At 69.5% G+C, this 23,065-nt stretch carries 23 protein-coding genes and 1 pseudogene; 17 read left to right on the top strand and 7 right to left on the bottom strand.

The features are described 5' to 3' along the window. The 5 genes and pseudogenes from AC07N1_RS24125 to AC07N1_RS24145 form a co-directional block, all read left to right on the top strand. A pseudogene (locus AC07N1_RS24125) lies at positions 1–261 on the top strand (MFS transporter); the annotation flags it as partial. Positions 262–400: 139 nt separating this feature from the next. Beyond that, a complete protein-coding gene (locus AC07N1_RS24130) occupies positions 401–1,462 on the top strand; it encodes an oxidoreductase (protein WP_494674100.1) in 1,062 nt (353 codons plus the stop codon). Further along, positions 1,462–1,953, top strand: coding sequence for a heme-degrading domain-containing protein (locus AC07N1_RS24135; protein WP_494674101.1), 492 nt, complete (start codon positions 1,462–1,464; stop codon positions 1,951–1,953). Before AC07N1_RS24130 ends, AC07N1_RS24135 begins: the two co-directional genes overlap by 1 nt. A 288-nt stretch (positions 1,954–2,241) precedes the next feature. Further along, on the top strand, positions 2,242–4,014 hold the full coding sequence (locus AC07N1_RS24140) for a gamma-glutamyltransferase family protein (RefSeq protein ID WP_494674102.1): 1,773 nt from the start codon (positions 2,242–2,244) through the stop codon (positions 4,012–4,014). 256 nt (positions 4,015–4,270) lie between these two features. After that, positions 4,271–4,846, top strand: a complete 576-nt coding sequence (locus tag AC07N1_RS24145) for a hypothetical protein (RefSeq protein ID WP_494674103.1) — start codon at positions 4,271–4,273, stop codon at positions 4,844–4,846. 171 nt (positions 4,847–5,017) lie between these two features. Here AC07N1_RS24145 and gatA read toward each other — a convergent pair whose 3' ends face one another. Continuing rightward, complete coding sequence (gene gatA, locus AC07N1_RS24150) at positions 5,018–6,490, bottom strand: Asp-tRNA(Asn)/Glu-tRNA(Gln) amidotransferase subunit GatA (protein WP_494674104.1); 1,473 nt, start codon at positions 6,488–6,490, stop codon at positions 5,018–5,020. Further along, positions 6,490–6,777 carry an Asp-tRNA(Asn)/Glu-tRNA(Gln) amidotransferase subunit GatC gene (gene gatC / locus AC07N1_RS24155; RefSeq protein WP_494674105.1) on the bottom strand — a complete coding sequence of 96 codons (288 nt, stop codon included), beginning with the start codon at positions 6,775–6,777 and terminating at the stop codon, positions 6,490–6,492. The genes gatA and gatC overlap by 1 nt, the downstream gene beginning before the upstream one ends. A gap of 177 nt (positions 6,778–6,954) precedes the next feature. On the opposite strand from gatC, the gene ruvX reads away from it, so the two are divergent. Next, a complete protein-coding gene (ruvX, locus tag AC07N1_RS24160; protein WP_110119069.1) occupies positions 6,955–7,434 on the top strand; it encodes a Holliday junction resolvase RuvX in 480 nt (159 codons plus the stop codon). A gap of 85 nt (positions 7,435–7,519) precedes the next feature. Here ruvX and AC07N1_RS24165 read toward each other — a convergent pair whose 3' ends face one another. Continuing rightward, entirely contained in the window at positions 7,520–7,867 is a 348-nt protein-coding gene (locus AC07N1_RS24165; protein ID WP_494674106.1) for an endonuclease domain-containing protein, read from the bottom strand. A gap of 145 nt (positions 7,868–8,012) precedes the next feature. Here AC07N1_RS24165 and AC07N1_RS24170 point away from each other — a divergent pair, with 145 nt between their 5' ends. The 3 genes from AC07N1_RS24170 to AC07N1_RS24180 all read left to right on the top strand — a co-directional run bounded on the left by AC07N1_RS24170 (position 8,013) and on the right by AC07N1_RS24180 (position 10,858). After that, positions 8,013–9,008, top strand: coding sequence for an aspartate carbamoyltransferase catalytic subunit (locus AC07N1_RS24170; RefSeq protein ID WP_494674107.1), 996 nt, complete (start codon positions 8,013–8,015; stop codon positions 9,006–9,008). Continuing rightward, positions 9,005–10,306 carry a dihydroorotase gene (gene pyrC, locus AC07N1_RS24175; RefSeq protein WP_494674108.1) on the top strand — a complete coding sequence of 434 codons (1,302 nt, stop codon included), beginning with the start codon at positions 9,005–9,007 and terminating at the stop codon, positions 10,304–10,306. The genes AC07N1_RS24170 and pyrC overlap by 4 nt, the downstream gene beginning before the upstream one ends. Positions 10,307–10,378: 72 nt before the next feature. Beyond that, positions 10,379–10,858 (top strand): hypothetical protein, encoded by a 480-nt coding sequence (locus AC07N1_RS24180; RefSeq protein ID WP_494674109.1) that lies wholly within the window; start codon positions 10,379–10,381, stop codon positions 10,856–10,858. On the opposite strand, the gene AC07N1_RS24185 is transcribed toward AC07N1_RS24180, so the two are convergent. Further along, the gene (locus AC07N1_RS24185; RefSeq protein WP_494674110.1) at positions 10,855–11,424 is read right to left on the bottom strand and encodes a hypothetical protein; all 570 of its coding nucleotides are present in this window, start codon (positions 11,422–11,424) and stop codon (positions 10,855–10,857) included. The genes AC07N1_RS24180 and AC07N1_RS24185 overlap by 4 nt on opposite strands. Before the next feature lie 142 nt (positions 11,425–11,566). On the opposite strand from AC07N1_RS24185, the gene plsY reads away from it, so the two are divergent. The 7 genes from plsY (at position 11,567) to rnr (ending at position 19,604) form a co-directional block, all read left to right on the top strand. Continuing rightward, a complete protein-coding gene (plsY, locus tag AC07N1_RS24190) occupies positions 11,567–12,214 on the top strand; it encodes a glycerol-3-phosphate 1-O-acyltransferase PlsY (protein WP_494674111.1) in 648 nt (215 codons plus the stop codon). Further along, a complete protein-coding gene (gene dprA / locus AC07N1_RS24195) occupies positions 12,214–13,311 on the top strand; it encodes a DNA-processing protein DprA (RefSeq protein WP_494674112.1) in 1,098 nt (365 codons plus the stop codon). Before plsY ends, dprA begins: the two co-directional genes overlap by 1 nt. Before the next feature lie 38 nt (positions 13,312–13,349). Continuing rightward, positions 13,350–13,649, top strand: a complete 300-nt coding sequence (locus tag AC07N1_RS24200; protein ID WP_494674113.1) for a BrnT family toxin — start codon at positions 13,350–13,352, stop codon at positions 13,647–13,649. Positions 13,650–13,674: 25 nt separating this feature from the next. After that, positions 13,675–13,962 (top strand): helix-turn-helix domain-containing protein, encoded by a 288-nt coding sequence (locus tag AC07N1_RS24205; protein WP_494674114.1) that lies wholly within the window; start codon positions 13,675–13,677, stop codon positions 13,960–13,962. A 159-nt stretch (positions 13,963–14,121) separates the two neighbouring features. After that, positions 14,122–16,791 (top strand): type I DNA topoisomerase, encoded by a 2,670-nt coding sequence (gene topA / locus AC07N1_RS24210; RefSeq protein ID WP_494674115.1) that lies wholly within the window; start codon positions 14,122–14,124, stop codon positions 16,789–16,791. Between the two features lie 32 nt (positions 16,792–16,823). Beyond that, positions 16,824–17,201 (top strand): hypothetical protein, encoded by a 378-nt coding sequence (locus tag AC07N1_RS24215; protein ID WP_494674116.1) that lies wholly within the window; start codon positions 16,824–16,826, stop codon positions 17,199–17,201. 45 nt (positions 17,202–17,246) lie between these two features. Continuing rightward, positions 17,247–19,604, top strand: coding sequence for a ribonuclease R (rnr, locus tag AC07N1_RS24220; protein WP_494674117.1), 2,358 nt, complete (start codon positions 17,247–17,249; stop codon positions 19,602–19,604). 168 nt (positions 19,605–19,772) lie between these two features. On the opposite strand, the gene AC07N1_RS24225 is transcribed toward rnr, so the two are convergent. The 3 genes from AC07N1_RS24225 to AC07N1_RS24235 all read right to left on the bottom strand — a co-directional run bounded on the left by AC07N1_RS24225 (position 19,773) and on the right by AC07N1_RS24235 (position 22,237). Next, a complete protein-coding gene (locus tag AC07N1_RS24225; protein WP_494674118.1) occupies positions 19,773–20,009 on the bottom strand; it encodes a DUF2164 domain-containing protein in 237 nt (78 codons plus the stop codon). A gap of 2 nt (positions 20,010–20,011) precedes the next feature. Next, positions 20,012–20,947, bottom strand: coding sequence for an ornithine carbamoyltransferase (gene argF, locus AC07N1_RS24230; RefSeq protein ID WP_494674119.1), 936 nt, complete (start codon positions 20,945–20,947; stop codon positions 20,012–20,014). 75 nt (positions 20,948–21,022) lie between these two features. Continuing rightward, positions 21,023–22,237, bottom strand: a complete 1,215-nt coding sequence (locus AC07N1_RS24235) for an aspartate aminotransferase family protein (protein ID WP_494674120.1) — start codon at positions 22,235–22,237, stop codon at positions 21,023–21,025. A 218-nt stretch (positions 22,238–22,455) separates the two neighbouring features. On the opposite strand from AC07N1_RS24235, the gene AC07N1_RS24240 reads away from it, so the two are divergent. After that, the gene (locus AC07N1_RS24240) at positions 22,456–22,866 is read left to right on the top strand and encodes a YbaY family lipoprotein (protein WP_494674121.1); all 411 of its coding nucleotides are present in this window, start codon (positions 22,456–22,458) and stop codon (positions 22,864–22,866) included. Positions 22,867–23,065 lie beyond the last annotated feature (199 nt).

Consider the following 23,065-nt stretch of genomic DNA (forward strand, 5'->3'; position numbering starts at 1 on the left):
ACCGCCGCCCACCAGGGCTTCTCGGCCAACCTCTACACCCTGCCCTCCGACGTCTTCCCGCGCGGCGCCGTCGGCTCGGTCGTCGGCATCGGCGGCATGCTCGGCGCCCTCGGCGGCATGGTGTTCTCCAAGTACATCGGCCAGGTCCTCGAGACGATCGGGACCTACACCCCGATCTTCATCGTCGCCGGCAGCGCCTATCTCGTCGCCCTGCTGGTCGTTCACCTGCTGGCGCCCAAGATGGAGCCGGTGAAGATCTGATCTTCACGACCTGACTGAAATCGAGCCCCCGGACGCAGCCGCGCCCGGGGGCTTTTTTCATGGGGATTTGCAGACGCTTTTCACCGGCGGCGCCGTGACCTCGCCGTGTTCAGGGCCTAAGCTGGAAGTCATGACAACGTTGTCTCAAGCGACCGCCACCGCCCCGCTCAATGTCGCCCTCGTCGGCTACGGCTATGTCGGCAAGACCTTCCACGCCCCGCTGATCGCCACCACGCCGGGTCTGGTGCTGCACACCGTGGTCTCCAGCGACCCGGCCAAGGTCGCCGCCGACCATCCCGAGGCCAGGGTGGTCTCGAGCCTCGACGAGGCCCTGGCCGACGCCGAGATCGACCTCGTCGTCATCGCCACCCCCAACGAGTTGCACGCCCCGCAGGGCCACGCCGTGCTCGCCGCCGGCAAGCACCTCGTTGTCGACAAGCCGTTCACCGTCACCCTCGACGAGGCCCGCGGCCTGGTCGCCTCGGCCGAGACCCAGGATCGCCTGCTGTCGGTGTTCCACAACCGTCGCTGGGACGCCGACTTTCTGACGCTCAAGGGCCTGATCGCCGGGGGCGCGCTGGGCGAGGTCACGCAGTACGAAAGCCATTTCGACCGCTTCCGCCCGACCGTCCGCGACCGCTGGCGCGAGCGGGCCGGCCCGGGCGCCGGCGCCTGGTTCGACCTTGGCCCGCACCTGCTGGACCAGGCCCTGCAGCTGTTCGGCCAGCCGCTGGCGATCAGCGCCGACATCGGCGTGCAGCGCGAGGGCGCCGGGGCCGACGACTATTTCCACGTGCTGCTGCGCTATCCGGCCCTGCGCGTCATCCTGCACGGCAGCCTGCTGACCGCCGCCGCCGACCTGCGCCTGGCCGTGCACGGGACGAAGGGCAGCTTCGTCAAGCAGGGCCTCGACGCCCAGGAAGACGCGCTGAAGCGCGGCCTGACCCCCGCCGACGAAGGCTTCGGCCTGGATCCTCGCCCCGGGACCCTGACCCGCGCCGACGGCGACGCCCTGACGACCGAGACCGTGCCCGGGGCGCGCGGCGACTACGCCGCCTATTACGCCGGGATCCGCGACGCCATCCTGACCGGCGCGCCCAATCCCGTCCCGGCCCGCGAGGCCTTGCAGGTGATGGAGCTGCTGGACCTGGCCGCCCGCTCGGCCGCCGAACGCCGCGAACTGAGCGTCGAGACCGCCTGATGAGCCACCAGGACGACATCGCCCGCATCGCCGCCCAGGAAGCGGCGCTGGTGTTTCCGCACTTCGATCTCGACACCGCCTGGGCCTTGGGCGCGGGCCTGCGCGACGCGGCCCTGGCCCGCAAGGCGCCGCTGGCCATCGACGTGTCGCTTAGGGACCGGGCGCTGTTCCACGCCGCCCTGCCCGGCTCGACCGGCGAGAACGCCGACTGGCTGCGCCGCAAGCGCAACACGGTGCTGCACTTCTCCAGGAGTTCGTACGGCGTGGGCCTGGCCCTGGCCGCCAAGGGCGAAACCCTGGAGGCCAAGCACGGCCTGCCGACCCGCGACTACGCCTCGCACGGCGGCGGCTTCCCGCTGCTGGTGCGAGGCCTGGGCTGCATCGGCGCGGTGACCGTCTCGGGCCTGCCCCAGCGGCAGGACCACGTGCTGGTGGTCGAGGCCCTGGCGCTGATGCTGGGCAAGGAACTGGACGAGCTGGCGCTGGGGTAGCCCCCTCTGGAGGAGGCGATCGCGCAGCGATCGGTTGGGGGGTGTTCTTGCGGACTCCGCACTGCCTCGAAAGCTGAGAGCGTCCCCCCTCCGGCCCTCCGGGCCACCTCCCCCAGAGGGGGAGGATCTGATCCGACGGCCAGCGGAGAAGATGCTCCCCCTCTGGGGGAGCTGTCGCGGAGCGACTGAGGGGGTTTCCTCCCGCTCCACCCACTTTTCGCGCAACGCCTAGCCTCCCCTCCCCACCGCCCCTAGAAACGGAGTCGCCGTTTTCGTGGGGACTTCGCCATGCGCCGCCGCACCTTCTTCGCCGCCCTGCCGGCCGCCGCCTTCGCAGGCCAGGCCTATGCCCAGTCGCAGATCCTCCCCGGCCCCAATCCCAACCGGAAGCGGCCCGACGTGCACGGCGGCGACCGGGTGGACGGGGCGAGCTTCGCCTCGCGTTCGGCGGCCTGGGGAATCCACGGCGCGGCGGCCACGGCCCATCCGCTGGCGACCCAGGCGGCGATCAGCGTGCTCAAGAAGGGCGGATCGGCGGCCGATGCGGCGATCGCCGCCAACGCCATGCTGGGCCTGTGCGAGCCGATCGCCTGCGGCATCGGCGGCGACTGCTACGTGCTGCTCTGGGATCCCAAGACCCGCAAGGTGGTCGGCCTCAACGGCTCGGGCCGCTCGCCCAAGGGGCTGTCGCTGGAGACGGTCCGCTCGCGCGCCAAGGACGGCAAGATCCCCTCTTACGGCGCGGTCAGCGTCAGCGTGCCGGGGGCCGTCGACGCCTGGCGGGCGCTGCACGAGCGCTACGGCAAGCTGAAATGGGCCGAGCTGTTCGAGCCGGCCATCGCCACCGCCGAGGAAGGCCACCCGGTCACCCAGAACGTCGCCTATTACCTGGCCGGCAGCCATCGCCGCTTCACCAATCCCTCGTCCAACATCGAGGAGGTCGAGAACTTCAAGAAGGTCTGGGCCCCGACGGGCAAGACGCCCGTCGAAGGCGAGATCTTCAAGAACCCGGCCCTGGCCCGCACCTATCGCCTGATCGCCCAGGGCGGCGGCCGCGCCTTCTACGAGGGCGAGATCGCCACGACCATCGAGGCCTATTTCAAGCGCATCGGCGGCTGGATGACCAAGGCCGACCTCGCCGCCAACCGCGCCGTCTGGACCAGCGTCCACACCACCGGCTATCGCGGCGTCGACGTCCACGCCCTGGCCGACAACACGCAGGGCCTGGCCACCCTGCAGATGCTCAGCATCCTCGAGCAGTTCGACGTGGCCGGCATGGGCTTCCAGTCGGCCCAGGCCATCCACCACGCTGTCGAGGCCAAGCGCCTGGCCTACGAGGACCGCGCGCGGTTCTACGCCGACCAGGACTTCTACAAGTCGCCGATCGACTGGCTGATCTCCAAGGACTACGCCAAGGAGCGCGCCAAGCTCATTCGTCCGGACAAGATCTGGACGCCCTCGTTCCCGGGCACGGCGCCCAGCAAGGGCGACACCACCTATTTCACCACCGCCGACAAGGACGGGATGATGGTGTCGATCATCCAGTCGAACTATCGCGGCATGGGGTCTGGCCTGTCGCCCGACGGCCTGGGCTTCATGTTCCAGGACCGCGGCGAGCTCTTCGCCCTGACCGACGGTCATCCCAATGTCTACGCCCCCGGCAAGCGGCCCTTCCAGACGATCATCCCCGGCTTCGCGACCCGCCAGGGCGAGCCGTGGCTGAGCTTCGGGGTCATGGGCGGCGACATGCAGCCCCAGGGCCAGACCCAGATCATCAGCAACATGGTCGACTTCGGCCTGGGCGTGCAGGAAGCCGGCGACGCGCCGCGCTGGCACCACGGCGGCTCGCCCGAACCGACCGGGATCGCGGCCGAGGACGTCGCGGCGCTGGACCTGGAGAGCGGCGTGCCGGCCGAAACCCGCAAGGCGCTCGAAGCCATCGGCTGGAAACTGAAGACCGACGCCGGCGGCTATGGCGGCTACCAGGCCATCGAGCGCTGGCCGGGGCGGTATGCGGCCGCGACCGAGATGCGCAAGGACGGGGTGGCGCTGGGGTACTAGGGCTCCCTTCTCCCCTTGCGGGAGAAGGTGTCATCCGAAGGATGACGGATGAGGGGTCGCGCGGACGGTTCTGAGAGACCCCTCACCCGACCTCCCTCCGGGAGGCCACCCTCTCCCGCAGGAGGAGAGGGGCAAACTAAGCGCCACAACAATTAAGACCTGAATCCGGCAGAAACGGAACCATTCCGCGACCAGCGGAACCGCGTTCGAAACCTCCCGTTACTTATCCCGACAAGGATAGCTGAGGAGGATCCAAATGCCTGCCTTGAATCTCGATGGTCCTGAACCCGCGATCGCCGTCAACAGCGATGGTTCTGCCCTGTTTCCGCAAGCGCCCATCTATGCGCGCACCTCGACCCGCTCGAAGAAGTCTTCGAGCAACCTGCCTCTGCTGGTTGGCCTGCCGGTCCTGGCGCTCGCCGTCGGCGGCCTGGCCTGGGGCCTGATGAGCCAGCCGGCCCAGACGCCCGAAAGCAGCGGCGAAAGCCTGAAGGTCGCCGAGGCCGCTCCGGTCACGACGCCCGCCCCGGCGCCGACCCCGGCGGTCATGCCCGAACCGGCCGCCGCCACGCCGGCGCCGGTCGCCCGCATGGAAGTCGCCCGCGCCGAGCCGCGCCCGGCCGCCCGCCGCGCCGCCGCTCGCCCTGCGCCCAGCGCGCCGTCGGCTGAAGAGGCCTCGACCAATGTCAGCGCCACGGTCCCGGCGCCGACGCCCGCGCCGGCCGCCCCGACGGCGATCGTCGCCGAGCCGGCCCCGCTGGCCATCCCCGCGCCGGCGGCTCCGGCCGCGCCGGTCCCGGTCGTCCCCGCGACGCCCGATACGCCCCAGTAAGGACTTGGCCAGTAGAGGCCTAGAATGACGAAGGGCGGCTCCATCGCTGGAGCCGCCCTTTTTCTTGTGCGTGAAACCTCGTCCTTCGACAGGCTCAGGATGAGGTTTCAGTGTAGACGCTGAATTCGATCCTCACCCTGAGCTTGTCGAAGGGCGAGGATCGCACCTAGATCACCACCACTTGTCGGCCTTGGCCGTGAAGCCGGCGGCCTTTTCGATGGCGCCGGCCACCGAGAACACCGTGCCTTCGTCCAGCGGCTTGCCGATGATCTGCAGACCCAGCGGCAGGCCGTTGGCGTCCAGACCGGCCGGCAGCGACAGACCGGGCAGGCCCGCCAGGTTGGTCGTCACCGTGAAGACGTCGTTCAGGTACATGGCGATCGGGTCGTTGCTGTTCTCACCCAGGCCGAACGCCGCCGAGGGCGCGGTCGGGGTGAGGATGGCGTCGACCTTGGTCCAGGCGTTGTCGAAGTCCTCGGCGATGCGGCGGCGCACCTTCAGGGCCTTCAGGTAGTAGGCGTCGTAATAGCCGGCGCTCAGCACGTAGGTGCCGATCAGGATGCGGCGCTTGACCTCGTCGCCGAAACCCGACGCGCGGGTGTTCTCGTAGATCTCGGTCAGGTTGGCGCCGTCCTCGCGCAGGCCGAACCGCATGCCGTCATAGCGGGCGAGATTCGACGACGCCTCAGCAGGAGCGACGATGTAGTAGGCCGGCAGGGCGTACTTGGTATGCGGCAGGCTGATCTCGACGATCTCGCAGCCGGCGTCCTTCAGCCAGGCGACACCGTCGTCCCACAGCTTCTGGATCTCGGCCGGCATGCCGTCGACGCGGTATTCCTTCGGAACGCCGATCCGCAGGCCCTTGATCGACTTGCCGACGAACTGGGTGAAGTCCGGAACGGCGACGTCCAGGCTGGTGGAGTCCTTCTCGTCGTGACCCGACATCGAGTTCAGCAGCAGGGCCGCGTCCTCGACGGTCTTGGCGATCGGGCCGGCCTGGTCCAGCGAGCTGGCGAAGGCGACGACGCCCCAGCGCGAGCAGCGGCCGTAGGTCGGCTTGATGCCGACGGTGCCGGTGAAGGCGGCCGGCTGGCGGATCGAGCCGCCGGTGTCGGTGGCGGTGGCGCCCAGGCACAGGTCGGCGGCCACGGCCGCGGCGCTGCCGCCCGACGATCCGCCCGGGGTCAGGGCCTTGTTGCTGTTCTTGCCGCGCCACGGGTTGGTGACCGGGCCGAAGTAGGAGGTCTCGTTCGACGAGCCCATGGCGAACTGGTCGAGGTTCAGCTTGCCCAGCATCACCGCGCCGTCGCGCCACAGGTTCGACGTCACCGTCGACTCATAGCCCGGGACGAAGTTCTCGAGGATCTTCGAGCAGGCCGTGGTGCGCACGCCCTTGGTGCAGAAGAGGTCCTTGACGCCCAGCGGCGCGCCGTCCAGCACGCCGGCCTCGCCCTTGGCGCGGCGCGCGTCCGAGGCGGCGGCCATCTCCAGCGCCTTTTCGGGCGTCTCGAGGATGTAGGCGTTGAGGCCGCGCGCGGCTTCGACGGCGTCGATGTGGGCCTTGGTCAGTTCGACCGAGGTGAAGTCCTTGGCGGCCAGGCCGTCGAGGGCGCCCTTCAGGGTCAGCTTGGTAAGCGCGCTCATTATTCGACCACCTTGGGCACGACGAAGAAGTTGCCGACGGTCTTGGGCGCGTTGCCCGTGACCACTTCGGGCTCGCCGCCCATGGTGACGACGTCGTCGCGCAGCGGCAGGCCGGCGGCCACGACGCTGGTCAGCGGCTCGACGCCGTCGGTGTCGACCTCGGCCAGCTGCTCGATCCAGGTCATGATCCCGTTGAGTTCCTGAGTCAGGGCCTCGATGCGCTCTTCGGGTTCGGCGATGCGGGCGAGCCGGGCGACCTTGCGGACGGTCGCGGCGTCGATGGCCATGGGGCCTTCTCCAAACAGTAGTGTTGTTTGTCCGTGGTCACGGACAGTCGAGGGGTGGGTTACCCGTCTAGACTCGCCTTTGACAAGCCCGGCCTCCCCTTGGCGGGGCCTTTTCGCCCGACCTTTCTAATTTGCCGCGCTCTCGCTTCGGCGGGCGCAAAGGCGTAGAAGCCGCCCATGCCCGTTCTCGACATCGAAGAATTCACCGCCGCCATCCCCGACTACAAGCCGATCATCGGCCTGGATCCGGGCGAAAAGACCATCGGCGTGGCTGTGTCCGACGTCACCCTGACCGTCGCCAGCCCGCTGACCGTGATCCACAAGACCAAGTTCACCCAGGACGCCGAGGCCCTGTTCGACATCATCGACTACCGCAAGGTGGCCGGGATCGTCGTCGGCCTGCCGGTCAACATGGACGGAACCGAAGGCGTGCGCTGCCAGTCCAACCGGGCGCTCGCCCGCAACCTGCTGCGCCTGCGTCCCGACCTGACCATCACCTTCTGGGACGAGCGGCTCTCGACCGCCGCCGTCACCCGCGTGCTGATCGACGAACACGACGTCAACCGCAAGCGCCGCGGCGAGGTCGTCGACAAGATGGCGGCGGGCTGGATCCTGCAGGGCGCCCTGGAGCGGATGCGGGGGATCCGGGGGGAGTAACTCCCCGGCGAAGCCCGCTTTTCTTCAACCTCTCCCATCGGGAGAGGGAGGGGCCCGCCGCCAAAGGCGGTGGGAGGGTGAGGGCTTAAGGCCTCGCCGCGCGAAGCACAGACAAAATCTCATCGCCCACGCCGTCCAGTTCGTAGCACACGGCGTCGTTCCAGAACCTCAGAACGACGTAGCCACAGGCCTCAAGCACTTCGGTCCTGGCCGCGTCATAGGCCCTTCCCGCATCTTCAGCATGCTGACCGCCATCGAGCTCGACGATCAGCCTGGCCTCTACACAGACAAAATCAGCGACATAGCGATCTATCGGGACCTGGCGACGGAACTTGAAGCCCTCCAGGCGGCGACCACGCAGCACCGACCAAAGCATGCGTTCGGCGTCGGTTTGGTCACGACGCAAGCGCCTGGCCATGGCGGTTCGGTTCATGGTGAAGCCCCTCACCCTCCCACCGCTTCGCGGCGGGCCCCTCCCTCTCCCTATGGGAGAGGTTGAGATTAAAGCAGCTCAATCCTGAGATGCAATTCCAGCGCCTCCTTCCCTTCCCTGCCAAAGCCGCCTATGACGCGGGCTCATGACGGCTTCAGCCCATGACCCGAGCGCGGCGATCGATACGATCCGCAAGCGCCTCTTCTCGTTCCCCAAGCGGCACTTCCTTTCGGCGGGCGATCTCAACGCTCCCCAGGCGGCCGACCTCCTGGATCTGGCCGACGCCTTCGTGGCGCTGAACCGGCAGACGTCCAAGTCCCTCGACCTGCTCAAGGGACGGACGCTGATGAACCTGTTCTTCGAGAACAGCACCCGCACCCAGAGCTCGTTCGAGCTGGCCGGCAAGCGGCTGGGCGCCGACGTCGTCAACATGAATCCCAAGACCTCGTCGGTGGCCAAGGGCGAGACCCTGATCGACACGGCGGTCACCCTGAACGCCATGCGGCCCGACCTGCTGGTCGTGCGCCACGCTTCGTCGGGCGCGGCGAGCCTGCTCAGCCAGAAGGTCAGCGGCAGCGTCGTCAACGCCGGCGACGGCCAGCACGAGCACCCGACCCAGGCGCTGCTCGACGCCCTGTCGATCCGGCGGGCTTTCGGCCGCGTCTCTGGCCTGACCGTGGCCATCTGCGGCGACGTGCTGCACAGCCGCGTGGCGCGCTCCAACGTCGCCCTCCTCCAGATTCTCGGCGCCAGCGTGCGCCTGGTCGGCCCGCCCACCCTGATGCCGGCCCAGGCCGAGCGCTGGGGCGTGACCGTGCACCACGACATGAAGTCGGGCCTGGCCGGGGTCGAGGTGGTGATGATGCTGCGCCTGCAGCTGGAGCGGATGCAGGGCGGCTTCGTGCCCTCGACCCGCGAATACTTCCGCTTCTACGGCCTGGACCGCGAGAAGCTGGCCCGCGCCGCGCCAGGAGCCAAGGTCATGCACCCGGGTCCGATGAACCGGGGCGTGGAGATCGACAGCGACGTCGCCGACGATCCCGCCGTCAGCCTTATCCAGGATCAGGTCGAGATGGGCGTCGCCGCCCGGATGGCCGTGCTCGCCTCCCTCGCACACCGTCTCGAGGAGGAAGGCCGATGACCGCGCCCCAGCCGCTCGCCTTCGTCAACGCCCGCGTGGTGGATCCCGAAAGCGGCTATGACGGCCCCGGCGGCGTCATCGTCTCCGAAGGCGTCATCGCCGACGTGGCCAAGGGCCGCGAGTTCGGCAAGCTGACCAAGGGCGTCCGCGTCGTAGACTGCGGCGGCGCCATGCTCGCCCCGGGCCTGATCGACCTGCGGGTCAAGACCGGCGAGCCGGGGGCCGAGACCAAGGAAACCCTGGCCAGCGCCGCCCGCGCCGCCGCCGCCGGCGGCGTGACCAGCTTTGTCGTCCAGCCCGACACCGATCCAGCGGTCGACGACCCCAGCACGGTCGACTTCCTGCTGCGCCGAGCCCGCGACATCGACAGCGCCCGCATCCTGTGCGCCGGCGCCGCCACCAAGGGCCTCAAGGGCGAGGAAATGGCCGAGATCGGCCTGATGCGTGAGGCCGGCTGCGTCTACGTGACCGACGCCGACCGTCCGATCGCCGACAGCAAGGTCATGCAACGTCTGCTGACCTATGCGAAGGGCTTCGACACCATCCTGGCCCACCGCCCGCTCGACCCGTGGCTGGCCAAGGGCGGCGCCGCGACCGGCGGCGAGTTCGCCGCCCGCATGGGCCTGCCGTCGATCTCGCCGATGGCGGAGCGGATCATGCTGGAGCGCGACGTCGCCCTGCTGGAAGCCACCGGCGGGCGCCTGCTGGTCGACCAGGTCACGAGCGCCCAGGCGCTGGAGACCCTGGGCCGCGCCAAGGCCCGGGGCCTGCGCATTCACGCCAGCGTGTCGATCAACCACCTGTGCTTCAACGAACTGGACATCGGCGACTACCGCACCTTCGCCAAGCTCACCCCGCCCCTGCGCGGCGAGGACGACCGCCAGGCCCTGATCGAGGCCCTGGCCGATGGCCTGATCGACATCGTCGTCTCGGCTCACGCCCCGGCCCCGGCCGAGGACAAGCGCCTGCCTTTCGACCAGGCGGCTCCCGGCGCCGTGGGTCTGGAAACCCTGCTGCCGGCGCTGCTGGGCCTCTATCACGACGAGCGCCTGCCGCTGATCGACCTGATTAAGGCGGTGACCCTGTCGCCGGCGTCCCTGCTGGGCCTCCAGACCGGCCGCATCGCGCCGGGGGCTCCGGCCGACCTCGTCTTGTGCGACCTCGACGCCCCGATCATCGTCGACGCCGCCAAGCTGCTGTCCAAGTCGAAGAACTCGCCGTTCGACGGCCGCAGGCTGCAGGGCCAGGTGCTGATGACGGTAGTCGATGGCCGCGTGGTGCATCGCGCGGAGGGGTGAGGCTCGCGGGAGACGCTTGCCCCCCGCGAGAACCAGCGCCAAACTTTGCGCTCCGATGGAGACGTCGTCGCCATGAGCGTTCAGGCCAGCACAGCCAGCGAAGCGCCCGGGCGGGGCCTGGCCCACGCCCTGATCTGGTTTCCCCTGGGTTGGGCGTCGACGACGTTCGTCCTGCTGTGGGTCGGGTCGTGGGTCTACGCGGCCCAGACCGGACGGATGCTGGTCGAGATGGCGGACGTCTCGCGTCCCTTCTGGTTCTCGCCATTCGGCCTGCTCATCCTGCCCTGGGTTGCGCCGCCGCTGTTCCTGGCGGCGATCCCGGCGGGCCTGGTGTCCTGGCGGATGCGCCTGACACGCAAGGCTCTGCACTACCTGCTGGCGGTCACGGCCATGGGCGCGGCGACAGGCCTGCTCGGCTTGACCGTCGATAACCTCGCGCCCCATGAACCCCGCGCGCGGGCGGCCGCGCTGCTTGCGGGCCTGGGCGGCGCCGCGGCCCTGATCTGCGCGATGACGACCCGTTGGCCGCCCGCCGGGAAGACGAAAGCCTAGGACGGGCAGCCCATCGCCGGAACCAGGGCGACGCGGGCATGGTCGAGCTTGATCTGGCGGGCTTCGCCCATGTCGCCATAGACGCCGACCTGGGCCGAGCCGGAGACGCCGACCGCCGAGGCGTCGCCGGCGTCGGCCTCGACCAGGGCCAGGCCGAGCAGGTCGCCGATGTGATCGCGGTCGAGGAAGGCCGCACCGACCGAGGCCTGGCCCTCCAGCCCCGTTCCGCCGTGCGCGGAGTCGACGGACCAGCCGGTCGGCTCACGGCAGACCTTGGTCACCTTCGCCCCGGAGAGCTTCAGGCCGAAGGCGTCGACATAGTCGTCGGGTCCCAGCGCGATCCCCTGGATCGACAACAGGAAGATGCTCGGCGCGGCCGGCTGCGGGGCCAGGTCGGCGGGCCTGACCGGCGCCGGCTTGGGCGCGGGCGTCTCCGTGGTCTTGTCGGCCGAAGAGGGGCCGCCCAGGAAATGGGCCAGAGCCAAGGCTCCGCCCACGCCGAGCACGGCGGCGACGAGGACGGGAATCAGACGGGCGTAGCGCGGATCCTTCATGACGCCGGCCATTAGAGCACACGTGCCCGACCGCCCAAGCCTCACGCGTCAAACGGAAGCATGAACCGGCGCGCGAAGCGGCTATAAGAGCCAAAACAGGCTTGCCTCATTGGTGAAGCTTGGCCATGGTTCGCTCGCGCAAAGGTAGCATTTCTTGGAAAGCCTCGCCCCTGTCGTCTATCTGACCCTCGCGATCGCCGTGATCGGGGGCTACCTGCTGGGCTCGATCCCGTTCGGCCTGATCGCCACGCGCCTGGGCGGCGCCGGCGACATCCGCAAGATCGGCTCGGGCAACATCGGCGCGACCAACGTGCTGCGCTCGGGCCGCAAGGACCTGGCGGCCATCACCCTGCTGGGCGACGGCGGCAAGGGCGCGGTGGCGGTGGGCCTGGCCCACTGGCTGAGCCACGGCAATCCGGCGGTCGTCGCCCTGGCCGGCGGCGCGGCCTTCGCTGGTCACATCTTCCCCGTCTGGCTGAAGTTCAACGGCGGCAAGGGCGTGGCCACCTTCTACGGCGTGCTGCTGGCCGCCGCCTGGCCTGTGGGCCTGCTGGCCGCGGCGACCTGGCTGGCCGTCGCCGCCCTGTTCCGCATCAGCTCGCTGGCGGCCCTGACGGCCGCCGCCCTGGCCGCGCCCTTCGCCCTGGCCACCGACCGCCCCTATCCGATCCTGGGCCTGTGCCTGTTCATGGCCGTGCTGATCTACATCCGCCACAAGGACAATATCCGCCGGCTGCTCAAGGGCGAAGAGCCCCGGATCGGCAAGAAGAAAACGGCGGAAACGCCGCCTCCCGAAGCCTGATGACGCGGGGCCTCTCGGACAAGGAACGCCTGGCCTGGCTTCGCCTGGCGCGCACCGAGACGGTCGGCCCCGTCGCCTTCGACCATCTTCTTCAGCGCTTCGGCTCGCCCGAGCGGGCGCTGGTCGCCCTGCCCGACCTGGCCCGTCGGGCGGGCCGCGCGGCCCCGCTGCAGCCGCCGCCGGAAGACGATATCCTGCGCGAACTCGAAGACGGCGCGCGCCTGGGCGCCCGCCTGATCTGCGCCTGCGAGCCCGACTTCCCGCACCGCCTGGCGAGCCTGGATCCCCCGCCGCCGGTGATCTGGGCGCTGGGCCACTACGAACTGCTGCCCCAGCCCAGCATCGCCATCGTCGGCGCCCGCATCGCCTCGGCCGCCGGCCAGCGTTTCGCCCGGCAACTGGCGGCGGAGCTGGGCCAGCACGGCCATGTGGTGGTCTCGGGCCTGGCGCGCGGCGTCGACGGCGCGGCCCACGAGGGCTCGCTGTCGACCGGCACGGTCGCCGTACTGGGCGGCGGCATCGCCGACATCTACCCGCCCGAGCACGCCTCCCTGCACGCCCGCATCGCGGAGGCCGGCTGCATCGTGTCCGAGAGCGCCCCCCTGCGCCGCGCCCAGGCCAAGGATTTCCCACGCCGCAACCGCATCATCTCGGGCCTGTCGCTGGGCGTCGTCGTGGTCGAGGCCGAGCTGAAGTCCGGCTCGCTGATCACCGCCCGCCTGGCCGCCGAGCAGGGCCGCGACGTCTTCGCCGTGCCGGGCTCTCCCCTCGATCCCCGCGCCAAGGGTCCCAACGACCTGATCCGCCAGGGCGCGATCCTGTGCGAGGGCGTCGAGGACGTGCTGCGCTCGCTGTCGGCCTCGCCCTCGATGCGCGAACGGGACCGGGCCTGGGATCCCGAAGCGGCCGCCGACGACCTCGACCACGACGCCCTGCGCGAACGCCTGGCCGCCCTGCTCTCGCCCACGCCCGTCTCGCGCGACGAACTGGTGCGGGCGACCAAGGCCCCGACCTCGGCGGTGATGGCGGCGCTGGTGGAGCTGACCCTGGCCGATCGAGCCGAGCTGCTGCCGGGCGGGATGGTGGCTGGCGCGTGACGATCGCAGGATTGCCCTAGGTACTGGATACCCGTACTATGGAAGTCACATTCGACTGGGATATCGAGAAGGAACGAGCCAACCTCGCAAAGCACGGCGTCCATTTTGAAGACGCCTGCTTGGCGGTCCTCGACGAACACCGCATCGAGGATATCGACGATCGGTTCGAATATGACGAAGAGCGGCTGAGGATAATCGGCTTGAGCTCGACAGGCGTGTTGTTCGTGGTGACCATCTCCCATGACGAAAACCACTACAGGATCATCTCGGCCCGCCCCGCCCTCCGGAACGAAGCGGATCGTTATTTCCGCAGCCAATCCCAACCCGCCCAGGGGTAAGACCGACTGGGCGCGCTTGCGGGCGATGACGGAAGAAGAAATCACGGCGGCGGCGCTTTCCGATCCAGACAACCCGCCTCTGACCGACGAACAGCTGGCTCGCTTCAAGCGGGTCAATCTGATCAAGGGCATCCGAACCAAGCTCTGCTTGACCCAGGCTGAGTTCGCGGCCGCCTACCAGTTGCCGCTCGCCACCGTTCGCGACTGGGAACAGGAGCGCACCACGCCCGACGCCCCCGCTCGTGCGCTGCTAAAGGCCATCGTCGCGGATCCGGAAACCGTGCGACGGCTGATCAACGGTCAGGCCGCGTGACGGTCTCTCTCTAAAGAGAGAGGTCAGCAGGCGAGACTTGGACAATTGCGAAGGTTCGCACAGCCGCCGTTGACATTGTCATAGGCTCGCCCCCACTTTCCGGCGCTCGCCCCCTGGTTCGCCCGGAAGGCGATCCACCTCCCCTAGCCCAGAGTCGTAATGAACGTCGTCGTCGTCGAGAGCCCGGCCAAGGCCAAGACCATCAACAAGTACCTCGGGTCCGACTACACGGTTCTGGCCTCCTACGGGCACATCCGCGATCTGCCCAGCAAGGACGGCTCGGTCGAGCCCGACAACGACTTCGCCATGAGCTGGGAGGTCGACGCCAAGTCGTCCAAGCGCATCTCCGACATCGTCGATGCGCTGAAGAAGGCCGACCGCCTGATCCTCGCCACCGACCCGGATCGCGAAGGCGAGGCGATCAGCTGGCACGTGCTCGAGGTGCTGAACAAGAAGAAGGCGCTGAAGGACAAGCAGATCCAGCGCGTCACCTTCAACGCCATCACCAAGTCGGCGGTGACCGAGGCCATGCGCGCCCCGCGCGACCTCGACATGGAGCTGGTCGAGGCCTACCTCGCCCGCCGCGCCCTCGACTACTTGGTGGGCTTCACCCTCTCGCCGGTGCTGTGGCGCAAGCTGCCGGGCAGCCGCTCGGCCGGCCGCGTGCAGTCAGTGGCCCTGCGCCTGGTCGTCGACCGCGAGCTCGAGATCGAGCGCTTCCGGACCCAGGAATATTGGACCGTCGACGCCGACGTCTCGGCCGGTTCCGATCCGTTCCTGGCCCGCCTGGTCAAGCACGACGGCAAGAAGCTCACCAAGTTCGACCTCGGCAACGAGACCTCGGCCCTGGCCGCCAAGGCCGCCGTGCAGGCCGCGACCTTCAAGGTCGAGGCCGTCGAGAAGAAGCCCGGCAAGCGCTCGCCCGCCCCGCCCTTCACCACCTCGACCCTGCAGCAGGAAGCTGCCCGGAAACTGGGCTTCAGCGCCCAGCGCACCATGCAGGCCGCCCAGAAGCTGTACGAAGGCATCGACATCGGCGGCGAGACCGTCGGTCTGATTACCTACATGCGTACCGACGGCGTCTCGATCGCGCCGGAAGGCATCGCCGACGCCCGTGAGGTGATCGGCAGCGTCTACGGCAAGGACTACGTGCCGGACGCCCCGCGCATCTACAAGTCGAAGGCCAAGAACGCCCAGGAGGCCCACGAAGCCATCCGTCCGACCAGCATGCGCCGCAACCCCGGCTCGCTGCGCCTGGATCCGGACCTGGGGCGCCTGTACGAGCTGATCTGGAAGCGCACGATCGCCTCGCAGATGGAAAGCGCCCGCATCGAGCGCACCACGGTCGACCTGGAAAGCCATGACGGCCGCACCGGCCTGCGGGCCACCGGCCAGGTCGTGCTGTTCCCCGGCTATCTGGCCGTCTACGAGGAAGGCCGCGACGACGAGGAAGGCGAAGACAGCGCCCGCCTGCCGGCCATCGTCGAAGGCGCCGCGGCCAAGGTCATCGAGGCCCGCGCCGACCAGCACTTCACCGAGCCGCCCCCGCGTTATTCCGAAGCCAGCCTCGTCAAGAAGATGGAAGAGCTGGGCATCGGCCGTCCGTCGACCTACGCCTCGGTCCTGACCGTGCTGCGCGACCGCGAATACGTGCGGATGGAGAAGCAGCGCTTCATCCCCGAGGACAAGGGCCGCCTGGTCACCGCGTTCCTCGAGCAGTTCTTCCGCCGCTACGTGGAATACGACTTCACCGCCTCGCTGGAAGAGCGGCTCGATCTCGTCTCCGACGGCAAGCTCGACTGGAAGGAATTCCTGCGCGAGTTCTGGAAGGACTTCCACGCCGCCGTTGGCGAGATCGCCGAGCTGCGCACCACCAACGTGCTCGACGCGCTGAACGACGCTCTGGGCCCGCACATCTTCCCCGACAAGGGCGACGGCTCGAACCCGCGCCTGTGCCCGACCTGCGGCTCGGGGATGCTGTCGCTGAAGACCGGCAAGTTCGGCGCCTTCATCGGCTGCTCGAACTATCCGGAGTGCCGCTACACCCGCCAGCTGGGCGTGGCCGAGGGCGACGGCGAAGCCGAGAGCGCCGACAAGGAACTGGGGATCAACCCCGCCACCGGCCGCGCCGTGTGGCTGAAGAACGGCCGCTTCGGCCCCTATGTCGAAGAGGTCGCGGCCGAGGGCGAGAAGCCCAAACGCTCGTCCCTGCCCAAGGGCTGGACGCCGGCGGCCCTGGATCTGGAGAAGGCCCTGCGCCTGCTCAGCCTGCCGCGCGAGGTGGGCCAGCATCCTGACGACGGCAAGACGATCACGGCGGGCCTGGGGCGCTTTGGGCCGTTCGTGCTGCACGACGGCACCTACGCCAACCTGGAGAACGCCGAGGAGGTGTTCGACGTCGGTCTGAACCGCGCCGTCGCCATCCTGGCCGACAAGCGGGCCGGCGGCGGGCGTCCGCAGCGCGCGGCCGCCGCGGCCCTGGCCGAACTGGGCGCTCACCCGGAAGACGGCAAGCCGGTGCGCGTGCTGTCGGGCCGCTTTGGTCCGTACATCAAGCACGGCGACGTCAACGCCAATGTGCCCAAGGGCGCCGATCCGGCGGCCCTGACCCTGGCCGAGGCCGTGACCCTGCTGGCCGAGCGCGTCGCCAAGGGCGGCGGCAAGAAGCCGGCCAAGAAGGCCGCCGCGCCGAAGAAGGCTCCGGCCAAGGCGGCGAAAGCCGAGGGTGACGCGGCCGAGGCCAAGCCGAAGAAGGCCGCCGCCAAGAAGCCGGCAGTCAAAAAGGCTCCGGCCAAGAAGGCGCCGGCCAAGGCCAAGACCGAGGCGTGACGAAGGGCTGTCGGGGGGAGTAGACTTTGGCCATGACCACGCTCGAACGTCCTCTGCCGCTGCCGCTGGTGGTGGTCCTGTTGTCGGCGGTCAGCGTCGTGGGCTTCGTCCTGGGGCTGCGCGGCGCGCTGGACACCGGCAAGCCGGCCGACGCGGTCTCGACCGCGCCGCTGGCCGAGGTCTCGGGCGTGCCGGTCAAGGACGCCCTGCCGGCCGCGGTCGAGGTGGAGGCGCCGTCGCCTCCGCCGCCCGTGACCAAGCCAGTCGATGAGGCCCCCGAGCCGGTGGCGGCCGAGACGCCGCCGGTGGTCGAGGCCCCGCCGGCCCCGACGACGCCCGCCCCGGCCGAGAAGAAGCCCGAGGTTCCGCCGGCCCAGCAGGCGCCGCAGCGGATCGAGGACCTGTACTAGGTTCTCCTCGTTTCCTTCGTCCGGGAAACGGCTTAGACGAGGGGAATGGCCAAACCTCGCCTTCCCAAGACCGCTTCTCCGAAGACCGCGCGCCCCAAGACCGCCTCCCACAAGGTCGCGGCCAAGGACCGTCCGCCCGCCGGCCTGCCCGACAAGGAGACCCTGCTGGCGTTCCTGCGCGACGCCGGCGAGGCCGCCAAGGCCGACATCGCCCGCCACTTCGGCCTGAAGGGCGCCGACCGCCGCGCCCTGCGCGAGATGATCCGCGAGATGGAGGCCCAGGGCCAGCTGGGCAAGCGCGGCCGCCGCGGCTTCGCCGAAGCCGGCGCCCTGCCCCCGGTGGGCGTGGCCGACGTGATCGAGCGCGACGCCGACGGCGACCTGTACGTCAAGCTGACCAAGGGCGACGAGGACGTTCCCCTGGTGCGCCTGGCCCCCGACCGCAACGAAGCCGCCGCCGGCGCGCCCGGCCTGGGCGACCGCCTGCTGGTGCGCTTCGAGAAGCTGGAGAGCGGCGAGTACGAGGCTCGCCTGATCAAGCGCCTGGGCCAGAGCGCCCACAAGGTGCTGGGCGTGATCCGCAAGCAGCGCCGCGAGATCCGCGTCGAGCCGGTCGATCGCAAGTCCAAGGACAGCTACATCCTCGATCCCGGCCAGCCGGGCGTGACCGACCTGCGCGACGGCGACCTGGTGGTCGTGCAGCAGGCCGGACACGCCGGCCGCTACGGCCCCAAGCCCTGCCGCGTGCTGGAGACGGTAGGCCACGAGGAAGATCCCCGCGCCGCCTCGCTGATCGCCATCCACAGCCACGGCATTCCGACCGGCTTCTCCGAAGAGGCCGAGGCTGAGGCCAAGGCCGCCAAGGAACCGACGCTGGCGGGCCGCGAGGACCTGCGCGACCTGCCGTTCGTGACCATCGATCCGGTGGACGCCCGCGACCACGACGACGCCGTCTACGCCCATCCCGACGACGCCGAGAACAACAAGGGCGGCTGGATCGTCTGGGTCGCTATCGCCGATGTCGCCGCCTATGTGCGCCCGGGCTCGGCGCTGGACCGCGACGCCCGCGACAAGGGCAACAGCGTCTACTTCCCCGACCGGGTTGAGCCGATGCTGCCCGAGACCCTGTCGAACGGCCTGTGCTCGCTGCGTGAAGGCGAGAACCGCGCCACCCTGGCCGTGCGGATGGTGTTCGACAAGACCGGCCGCAAGACCAGCCACCGCTTCGTGCGCGGCCTGATGCGCAGCGCCGCCAAGCTGTCGTACGAGCAGGCCCAGGCCGCCATCGACGGCACCCCGCCGCCAGCCGGCCAGGATCCCGACAAGGCCCCGCCCCTGCTGGACGCGATCCTGACGCCGCTTTGGGAGGCCTTCCGCCTGATGGGCCGGGGCCGCGAGCAGCGCTCGCCCCTGGCCATCGAAAGCGACGAGCGCCGCATCGTCATCACCAAGGAAGGCGAGATCGCCTCGATCACCCGCCGCGCCAGCCTCGAGGCCCACAAGCTGATCGAGGAGATGATGATCCAGGCCAACGTCTCGGCCGCCGAGAGCCTGGAAGCCAAGCGCTCGCCGCTGATCTACCGCGTGCACGACACGCCCAGCCTGGAGAAGCTGCAGAACCTCGCCGACTTCCTGCAGACCCTCGAGATCCGCTGGAACAAGGGCGAGGCCCCGCAGACCTCGCGGTTCAACAAGCTGCTGGAAGACACCCGCGAGAGCGCCCACGCGGCGATCATCAACGAGGTGGTCCTGCGCACCCAGATGCAGGCCCACTATTCCAGCGACAACATCGGCCACTTCGGCCTGAACCTGGCCAGGTACGCCCACTTCACCAGCCCGATCCGGCGCTATGCCGACCTGATCGTCCACCGCGGCCTGATCCGGGCCCTGGGGCTAGGCGACGACGGCCTCACCGACCAGGACATCGCCCGCATCAAGGACACGGCCGAGGTCATCACCCACGCCGAGCGCCGGGCCATGGCCGCCGAGCGCGACGCCACCGACCGCTACATCGCCTCGTTCCTGGCCGACCGGGTGGGCGCGACCTTCAGCGGCCGCATCACCGGCGTCACCCGTTTCGGCCTGTTCGTGAAGCTGGACGAGACCGGCGCCGACGGCCTGGTGCCGATCTCGAACCTGGGCGAGGAATACTTCGTCCACGACGAGCGCCTGCACTCGCTGGTCGGCGAACGCACCGGCAAGCGCTGGCCGCTGGGCCTGTCGGTCGAGATCCGCCTGCGCGAGGCCACGCCCGTGACCGGCGGGCTGCTGTTCGAGATGCTCAGCGACCCGGTGCCGGCCGATCCGAACCTGCCGAGGCCGCGGCTCGGGGCTCGGCGGCAGGCGGCTGTGAAGCCGCGCGGCGGCCTGCCGAAGGGCGTGCGGCGGGGGAAACGGCGCTAGCTTCCTTCTCCCCTTGCGGGAGAAGGTGTCGGCGAAGCCGACGGATGAGGGGTCGCGCCCACGAAAAACGCCGCGGCAGCTGATCGGCTGTCGCGGCGTTTTGCTTTTGAGAGACCCCTCACCCGACCTCGCTCCGCGAGGCCACCCTCTCCCGCAGGGGGAGAGGGATCAGTCCAGGGGCTTTTCGATCTCGTAGACCACGTCATCCAGCTTCTGCAGCATCAGCGTCTGCGCGTCGCGGACGCCCTGGTTGAAGAAGGCCGGCCCCAGCGTCTCGGACAGGAAGTCGAGCAGGAAGCCCGCCTCCAGGCCGCTGACCGGCCGATCGAGTTCGTCGCGCATGTAGAGCGTCAGCTTGCGCAGGACGGCCTCGCGGACGTCCTTTTCGAGCTCGATCCTGGCCATGGTCAGCCGATCGCGCCCAGGCACCAGGCCAGGACGGACTTCTGGGCGTGGATGCGGTTCTCGGCCTCGTCCCAGGCCAGCGAGCGCGGGCCGTCGAGGACGGCGTCGGTGACTTCCTCGCCGCGGTGGGCCGGCAGGCAGTGCAGGAACACGCCGTCGGGCGCCGACAGGTCCATCAGAGCGTCGTCGACCTGATAGGGCTCCAGGGCCTTGAGGCGCTCGTCATGGTCGGTGTCGCCCATCGAGACCCAGGTGTCGGCCACGACCACGTCGGCGCCGCGCACGGCTTCCTTGGGGTCTTCCATCATCGTCACCTTGCCGTTCAGGCCGGCGGCGCGGGCCAGGTCGTGCAGGTCGGCGTGATAGACGCTCGGGCAGGCGATCTTCAGCTCGAAGCCCAGCAGCGGGGCGGCGTGGATGAAGCTGGAGCAGACGTTGTTGCCGTCGCCGACCCAGGCGATGGTCTTGCCGCCGATGTCGCCGCGATGCTCCTCGATGGTGAGGATGTCGGCCATGATCTGGCAGGGGTGGCTCTTGTCGGTCAGGCCGTTGATCACCGGCACGGTGGCGACCTGGGCGAAGCGCTCGACGTCGGCGTGGCTGTTGGCGCGGATCATCACCGCGTCGACCATGCGCGAGAGCACCTTGGCGGTGTCCTCGATGGTCTCGCCGCGGCCCAGCTGCATGTCCGACGAAGTCGAGATGATGGCGTCGCCGCCAAGCTGGCGGATGGCCGCGTCGAACGAGAAGCGGGTGCGGGTCGAGTTCTTCTGGAAGATCATCGACAGCACGCGGTCCTTGGCCGGCGCGTCGGCGTCGACGCGGCCCTTGGGCCAGCCGACGCGGGCGGTCTTGCGGGCCTTGGCGTCCTCTAGGATCAGGCGCAGCGTGGCGCCGTCGAGCTTCCAGAGGTCGATGAAGTGGCGGGGGGCGGTCATTTCAGGCCACCTTTCCGAATGAGCTGAAGTGGACGCCCCCGCCAGGTCGGCGAGGGCGTCGGGTCAGGGATGCGATCAGGCCGCCGCTTGGGCGCGGACGACTTCGCAGGTCTTTTCGAGCTTGGCCACGGCCTCCTGGGCCTCGGCCAGCGTCAGGTTCAGCGGCGGCAGCAGGCGCACGCAGTTGTCGCCGCCGCCGGCCACCAGCAGCTTCTGGTCTCGGGCCAGGGCCATGAACTCGCGGTTGTTCGAGGCCAGCTTGATGCCGATCAGCAGGCCCTTGCCGCGCACGTCGAGCACGACGTCCGGGAAGCGGTCCTTCAGGCCGTTCAGTTGCTGGGTGAAGTAGCCGGCGATGGTCTTCACGTTGTCGAGGATCTCGGGCGTGTTGATCGCATCGAAGGCCGCCGTACCGACCGCCATGGCCAGCGGGTTGCCGCCGTAGGTCGAGCCGTGAGTGCCGGGCGTCATGCCCTTGGCGCCCTCGTGGGTGGCCAGGCACGCGCCGACCGGGAAGCCGCCGCCCAGAGCCTTGGCCACGCACATGATGTCGGGCTCGGCGCCGTCCGCCCACTCGTGGGCGAAGAGCTTGCCGGTCCGGCCCATGCCGCTCTGCACCTCGTCGAAGATCAGCAGGATGCCGGCTTCGCGGGTGATCTCGCGCAGTTCGACCAGCTGGGCCTCGGTCAGCGACCGCGCCCCGCCCTCGCCCTGCACCGGCTCGATGATGACTCCGGCCGTGGTCGGGCCGATGGCGGCCTTCAGGGCCTCCAGGTCGCCGAACGGCAGCTGGATGAAGCCCGGCAGGCGCGGGCCGAAGCCGTCCAGATAGCCGGCGTTGCCCGAGGCGTTGACCGCCGCGTACGAGCGGCCGTGGAACGAGCCGTCGAAGCCGATGATGTCGATCCGCTCGGGCGCGCCGGCCACGGCGTGATAGCGGCGGGCGGCCTTCAGGGCGCACTCGATCGCCTCGGTGCCCGAGTTGGTGAAGAACACCACGTCGGCGAAGGTGGCCGCGCACAGCTTGTCGGCCAGCACTTCCTGCTCGGGGATCGTGTAGATGTTGGAGACGTGCCAGAGCTTCTCGCCCTGGGTCTTCAGCGCATCGACCAGGGTCGGGTGGGCGTGGCCCAGGCCGCAGGTGGCGATGCCCGCCACGCAGTCCAAGTACTCTTCGCCGGTGGTCGAGAACAGTCGCGCGCCTCGGCCTCGCTCGAACGCCAGCGGGGCGCGGCTGTAGACGCCCATGATGTGGTGTTGCGAGGGGTTCGACGACGACGCAGTGCTCAAAGCGGCCTCCCAAAAGGCAAGAAGCCCCCGGGCTTTCGCGCGGGGACTGGAAGGCCCGACGTTGTCGGCGGGAAGCCCCGCCCTGTCAATGAAATCACTGTGAATTTTGAGGGTCGGGGCGCGGCGGACACACCCTGGCGGCGCGGGACCGCTACCTTGCCACCGCCGAGCGATCCGTCCTAAGCCTTGGGCCGGGGGAGATGCTCGGAGGATCCGCGATGAAGGCCGCCATTTCCCTCACTCTGCCCCTCGCCCTGCTGGCCCTGGCCGGCTGCGCCTCGACGACCGCCCCGCCCGCGCCCGCCGCCGTCACGGGAACCGTGGTCTGGCGCGAGCGGCTCATGCTGCCGCCGACCACGAAGGTGATCGTGCGCCTGCAGGACGTCAGCCTGGCCGACGCTCCCGCCAAGGTTCTGGCCGAGGACGTGATCGAAGGCGTCCGCGCTCCGCCGGCGGCGTTCAAGCTGGCCTATGACCCGGCGTCGATCGTGCCGAACCACCGCTATTCGGTGTCGGCGCGGGTAGAGGTGGACGGCCAGCTGCGCTTCATCAACGACACCCACATCGCCGTGATCAACGACGGCCCGACCAGCGGGGTGGAAGTGCTGGTCAAGGGCGTGGGGCGGTAGGTTCGCCCCTTCGTCCTCCCCCACCGCGTCATCCCGGGCGGAGGCGCAACGCGCCGCAGACCCGGGACCCAGGGGCCGCCGCACCGCGACGGCCACCGCCCGCAGCGCCTGACTTGACTGCTGAGCCCAGTCCCCTGGGTCCCTGTGTATTGCGATAGGTGTCGAGCGCGAGCTTGATGGTTGGCGGGCGCAGCTCGTT

The sequence above is a fragment of the Caulobacter sp. GW821-FHT09B11 genome (assembly GCF_059418205.1).

Excerpts from the sequence above, each read along its gene's own strand:
- AC07N1_RS24135 (WP_494674101.1), top strand. The coding sequence starts at position 1,462 with ATGAGCCACCAGGACGACATCGCCCGCATCGCCGCCCAGGAAGCGGCG.
- AC07N1_RS24140 (WP_494674102.1), top strand. The coding sequence starts at position 2,242 with ATGCGCCGCCGCACCTTCTTCGCCGCCCTGCCGGCCGCCGCCTTCGCA.
- AC07N1_RS24145 (WP_494674103.1), top strand. The coding sequence starts at position 4,271 with ATGCCTGCCTTGAATCTCGATGGTCCTGAACCCGCGATCGCCGTCAAC.
- gatA (WP_494674104.1), bottom strand. The coding sequence starts at position 6,490 with ATGAGCGCGCTTACCAAGCTGACCCTGAAGGGCGCCCTCGACGGCCTG.
- gatC (WP_494674105.1), bottom strand. The coding sequence starts at position 6,777 with ATGGCCATCGACGCCGCGACCGTCCGCAAGGTCGCCCGGCTCGCCCGC.
- ruvX (WP_110119069.1), top strand. The coding sequence starts at position 6,955 with ATGCCCGTTCTCGACATCGAAGAATTCACCGCCGCCATCCCCGACTAC.
- AC07N1_RS24165 (WP_494674106.1), bottom strand. The coding sequence starts at position 7,867 with ATGAACCGAACCGCCATGGCCAGGCGCTTGCGTCGTGACCAAACCGAC.
- AC07N1_RS24170 (WP_494674107.1), top strand. The coding sequence starts at position 8,013 with ATGACGGCTTCAGCCCATGACCCGAGCGCGGCGATCGATACGATCCGC.
- pyrC (WP_494674108.1), top strand. The coding sequence starts at position 9,005 with ATGACCGCGCCCCAGCCGCTCGCCTTCGTCAACGCCCGCGTGGTGGAT.
- AC07N1_RS24180 (WP_494674109.1), top strand. The coding sequence starts at position 10,379 with ATGAGCGTTCAGGCCAGCACAGCCAGCGAAGCGCCCGGGCGGGGCCTG.
- AC07N1_RS24185 (WP_494674110.1), bottom strand. The coding sequence starts at position 11,424 with ATGGCCGGCGTCATGAAGGATCCGCGCTACGCCCGTCTGATTCCCGTC.
- dprA (WP_494674112.1), top strand. The coding sequence starts at position 12,214 with ATGACGCGGGGCCTCTCGGACAAGGAACGCCTGGCCTGGCTTCGCCTG.
- AC07N1_RS24200 (WP_494674113.1), top strand. The coding sequence starts at position 13,350 with ATGGAAGTCACATTCGACTGGGATATCGAGAAGGAACGAGCCAACCTC.
- AC07N1_RS24205 (WP_494674114.1), top strand. The coding sequence starts at position 13,675 with ATGACGGAAGAAGAAATCACGGCGGCGGCGCTTTCCGATCCAGACAAC.
- topA (WP_494674115.1), top strand. The coding sequence starts at position 14,122 with ATGAACGTCGTCGTCGTCGAGAGCCCGGCCAAGGCCAAGACCATCAAC.
- AC07N1_RS24215 (WP_494674116.1), top strand. The coding sequence starts at position 16,824 with ATGACCACGCTCGAACGTCCTCTGCCGCTGCCGCTGGTGGTGGTCCTG.
- rnr (WP_494674117.1), top strand. The coding sequence starts at position 17,247 with ATGGCCAAACCTCGCCTTCCCAAGACCGCTTCTCCGAAGACCGCGCGC.
- AC07N1_RS24225 (WP_494674118.1), bottom strand. The coding sequence starts at position 20,009 with ATGGCCAGGATCGAGCTCGAAAAGGACGTCCGCGAGGCCGTCCTGCGC.
- argF (WP_494674119.1), bottom strand. The coding sequence starts at position 20,947 with ATGACCGCCCCCCGCCACTTCATCGACCTCTGGAAGCTCGACGGCGCC.
- AC07N1_RS24240 (WP_494674121.1), top strand. The coding sequence starts at position 22,456 with ATGAAGGCCGCCATTTCCCTCACTCTGCCCCTCGCCCTGCTGGCCCTG.